A 3503-nucleotide genomic window follows, 5' to 3' on the forward strand; every position below is an offset into this window, starting at 1 on the left:
TTCGCTAACTCAATGGAAAACTGACTCTGGCTACCACGACCGTTCAATCTCTGAGACGGCAATGTCCCGATTCGCTAACTCAATGGAAAACTGACTCTGGCTACCACGACCGTTCAATCTCTGAGACGGCAATGTCCCGATATAAAGGACTGACTAGCGGCACATTGAGCTTGAGATGTTATAACGCTCAAGTTGGTGAGGCGTTAGCAAACGTCAAAGCAATGAACAAAGTTCTAGGACTAGGTATGCCTATTAGAAACTAACAGGTAAGTTCCGTAGGATAGATACGTCCTTTAGCTGATTTGATCAACAACGCCCTTTTACATTGCCATGCTTCAACGGCTGAGTCGTCAATCCAAAACGTTACTGAGCCTCGCTTGCACAAGGCTTCATTATACTCACTCCAGTTCGCTATCTTCTTCTTCGACTTACCCATAACAACACCATGCTTCTACTACATGGGATCAGATCGCAGGACTGAGAAAAGGTTCCAACTGATTTAGTCAACAACGCCCAAGACAAGTAGTCGGCTGCTCGATGGATACCAGAATGACTGCTACGCTGGTCTGTGATGCGCTATCAATGGCCTTGTTCCGTCGCGGATTCCCTGAGCAAGTAATCGTTCACAGTGATCGAGGTAGCCAGTATTGCTCAAAAGACTATCGAGACCTCATAACCGCTTATAATCTAAATCAAAGTATGAGTAGAAAAGGAAACTGCTGGGACAACGCTTGTGTTGAGAGCTTCTTCCATTCAATGAAAGTTGAAGCGATCCAATATGAGCCGATCATGACGCGAGATGAGATGCGCCAAGCGATCTTCGAATACATAGAGGTTGATTATAATCGGACGAGAAGGCACAGTGCTCTTGGGTATCCCAGTTAACTTTGAACAACAAAATGTCGCTTAGTGAAGTGTCCAGTCTGGCTGGAGCAGATCACTTAAATAAGTGTCGAACTTCAGAGAGTTGAATTTTTCTCGTTTTCGTTTTCTGACTCCCAAATCTGTTTCTTACGATAAACAGTGGAAGGACTAAGTTCTAATAATATAGCAGCATTAAGCACGTTTCCGTCACAGTATTTTATAGCATGCTGAATAGTTTCACGTTCTACTTGCCACATAGGGCGAACATTAGCATTTGGAGTACTTAATGGTGGTGTGTAAGGTGCATTGATTTTATCTTGATGGATTTTGTTGAATTCTTTTTTGTTTCTGGGGCAATATTCATCGGTGGTTGTTAACGGAGTTACACCTAACTCTTTGTTTTTAAGTGTTAACTTTGAATTTAAAGCATCTATTGTATTAATCGAAGGAGGTAACATCTCCTTTTTTATACATGCTTTATTATTCATTATTACAATATTTCGAATGACGTTTTGTAGTTGACGCACGTTTCCCGGCCAATTATAGCGCTTGAGAATACTTTGTGTTTCTACATCTATAGAACTAAATTTCTTATTATCTTCTTTTGCATAGAGTTTAAGGAAATAGTTGGCCAAAATAACTATATCATCATCACGGTCTCTTAACGGTGGCATTTCGATAGGCACAACATGCACACGATAATAAAGGTCTTCACGGAATCGTCCTTCTTCAACCTCTAAAAGTGGGTCACGGTTGGTTGCACAGATGATTCTGACGTCGACTTTGATTTCTCTGTTGCCACCTAGTGGGGTAAAGGTCCCCGTTTGCAGGAATCGAAGCAGTTTCTTTTGCATCTCGAGTTCCATTTCACAAAGCTCATCGAGAAACAGTGTACCACCGTCGGCTTGCAACGCAGCGCCTTTACGATCGGTTGTAGCACCAGTGAAAGCACCTTTTACATGACCAAATATTTCACTTTCCATCAAATCGCGTGGAATGGCGCCACAATTGATGGCTACAAATGGTTTATTGCAGCGCTGACTTTCTTGGTGAATTGCTTCAGCACATACTTCCTTACCAGTGCCACTTTCTCCGTTGATAAATACACTTGCATTGGTCGGAGCAACTGAGTCGATGATTTTATAGACGGCTTGCATCGGTAAACAAGAACCGATGAAGCTATGGTAACGGTCACGATCGAATTTGCTTTGAATATTGTCGACTAGATTTTCGAGTTTGGCTCTGCTCAGATGCAGGTTAACCGATGTTTTGAGGCGGTCGGCTTGAATTGGCTTTTCCAAGAAGTCTTCCGCGCCGCGTTGAATTAAATCAACAGCAATATTTACAGAACCATGGGCTGTTGCAATGATGACGGCGGTAGGGATGTCATTGTCGGTTATCCAGTCTAGAACTTCTTCTCCCGGCATATCGGGCAATTTGAGGTCAAGGATAACAAGCTGAGGAGCGTGTCTTTCAATAAATGTTTTCGCTTCCGAACCTGTTTCGACATGAAATATGTCGTATGGCTCGTCTTTTACGTACTGCTTGTAAAGTACGGCGAGGGAGGTGGAGTCTTCAACTAACAATACCTTAGGGCGCATTGTGTAATTCCTTTTGAAACTTTATCTTAACCAATCAATAACATAGTGATGTTTGAGCGTAGATACGAGTCGGCTGTCTTTGTTACTTACTGGGCGCGCTGTCTTATTTGAGGTTAGTCTGTTTACGCGAACAGATGACCATGAAACGTAAATCGGGAATGACTATGTTGAGCTTTTTAACTAATTTATATCTGGTGAAAGAACGTTAACTAAAACCGGCTTCTTTTCTTTCTAATAACGCGTTGATTGAATGCTCTGCAAGTTCGATTAACTCGTCAACCTGCAGAAAGGCTTGTTCATGATGCGCTTCTAAACACAGCTGTTCTAATGCTCTTGCTAACTTACCTAAAAGCCGGTTACCTAGCGAAAGTGCGGTACTACCAAGGGTATGGACTTCAAACTCGAGCGTTTGAGCGTCGTTGTTGCTAACTGCTTCTTTAATGGTGAGTAAACGAGCCTGTGATTCTGTCACATAGTGGTCGATTAAAATTGGAATAATCTCCGGACTGGTATCTCGAACCATCTGCTCAAGTACGCTTTCATCCACAAGCTCTTCATTTTTTTTCTTATTTTCACCTGCCGGTGTGTCTGACGTTAAAGTCGAGTTCATCAAACTAAGTCCTTTTATTGAGCTGTAAATCCTTACATCATCGAGAAGTCTAATATTCGTTTGCACTCTTAAGTTTTAGTCATTTTCTGGAATAATTTCAACTGGTTGCCTTATAAACAGCAGAATAAATCGACATTAAGCCATGCTTGTGGCTATCTTTGTGATAAACCTAACGGATTGATTATACGTATTTTTACTTATAAAATATGAGCTTAGGTGTGTAATAGGGGAAGAGCTTGGACTCTAGTGCGGCGTTGTTGATCAAATCAGCTAAAGGACGTATCTATCCTACGGAACTTACCTGTTAGTTTCTAATAGGCATACCTAGTCCTAGAACTTTGTTCATTGCTTTGACGTTTGCTAACGCCTCACCAACTTGAGCGTTATAACATCTCAAGCTCAATGTGCCGCTAGTCAGTCCTTTATAT

2 protein-coding genes and 4 pseudogenes are annotated in these 3503 nt (G+C 41.8%); 2 read left to right on the forward strand and 4 right to left on the reverse strand.

Going from position 1 to position 3503, the window contains the following annotated elements; translation table 11 throughout:
- Positions 1–74 precede the first annotated feature (74 nt).
- Positions 75–263, forward strand: a pseudogene (locus tag L1D55_RS26895) (IS5/IS1182 family transposase); the annotation flags it as partial.
- A gap of 59 nt (positions 264–322) precedes the next feature.
- Here the strand turns inward: L1D55_RS26895 and L1D55_RS26900 are convergent.
- Positions 323–436, reverse strand: a pseudogene (locus L1D55_RS26900) (IS5/IS1182 family transposase); the annotation flags it as partial.
- Positions 437–516: 80 nt separating this feature from the next.
- Here L1D55_RS26900 and L1D55_RS26905 point away from each other — a divergent pair.
- Positions 517–910: pseudogene (locus L1D55_RS26905) on the forward strand (IS3 family transposase); the annotation flags it as partial.
- A gap of 49 nt (positions 911–959) precedes the next feature.
- On the opposite strand, the gene L1D55_RS26910 reads toward L1D55_RS26905, so the two are convergent.
- From L1D55_RS26910 to L1D55_RS26920, 3 genes and pseudogenes are all read right to left on the reverse strand, one after another.
- Positions 960–2465, reverse strand: coding sequence for a sigma-54 dependent transcriptional regulator (locus tag L1D55_RS26910; protein WP_239919486.1), 1506 nt, complete (start codon positions 2463–2465; stop codon positions 960–962).
- A 205-nt stretch (positions 2466–2670) separates the two neighbouring features.
- A complete protein-coding gene (locus L1D55_RS26915; RefSeq protein ID WP_239919487.1) occupies positions 2671–3075 on the reverse strand; it encodes an Hpt domain-containing protein in 405 nt (134 codons plus the stop codon).
- 304 nt (positions 3076–3379) lie between these two features.
- Positions 3380–3503 (reverse strand): annotated as a pseudogene (locus L1D55_RS26920) (IS5/IS1182 family transposase); the annotation flags it as partial.

The organism is Vibrio sp. Isolate22, from assembly GCF_022398115.1.
Lineage (GTDB): Bacteria > Pseudomonadota > Gammaproteobacteria > Enterobacterales > Vibrionaceae > Vibrio.

Bases quoted from the DNA above. Each gene is read 5' to 3' on its own strand.
- L1D55_RS26915 (WP_239919487.1), bottom strand. From the start codon at position 3,075: ATGAACTCGACTTTAACGTCAGACACACCGGCAGGTGAAAATAAGAAA.
- L1D55_RS26910 (WP_239919486.1), bottom strand. From the start codon at position 2,465: ATGCGCCCTAAGGTATTGTTAGTTGAAGACTCCACCTCCCTCGCCGTA.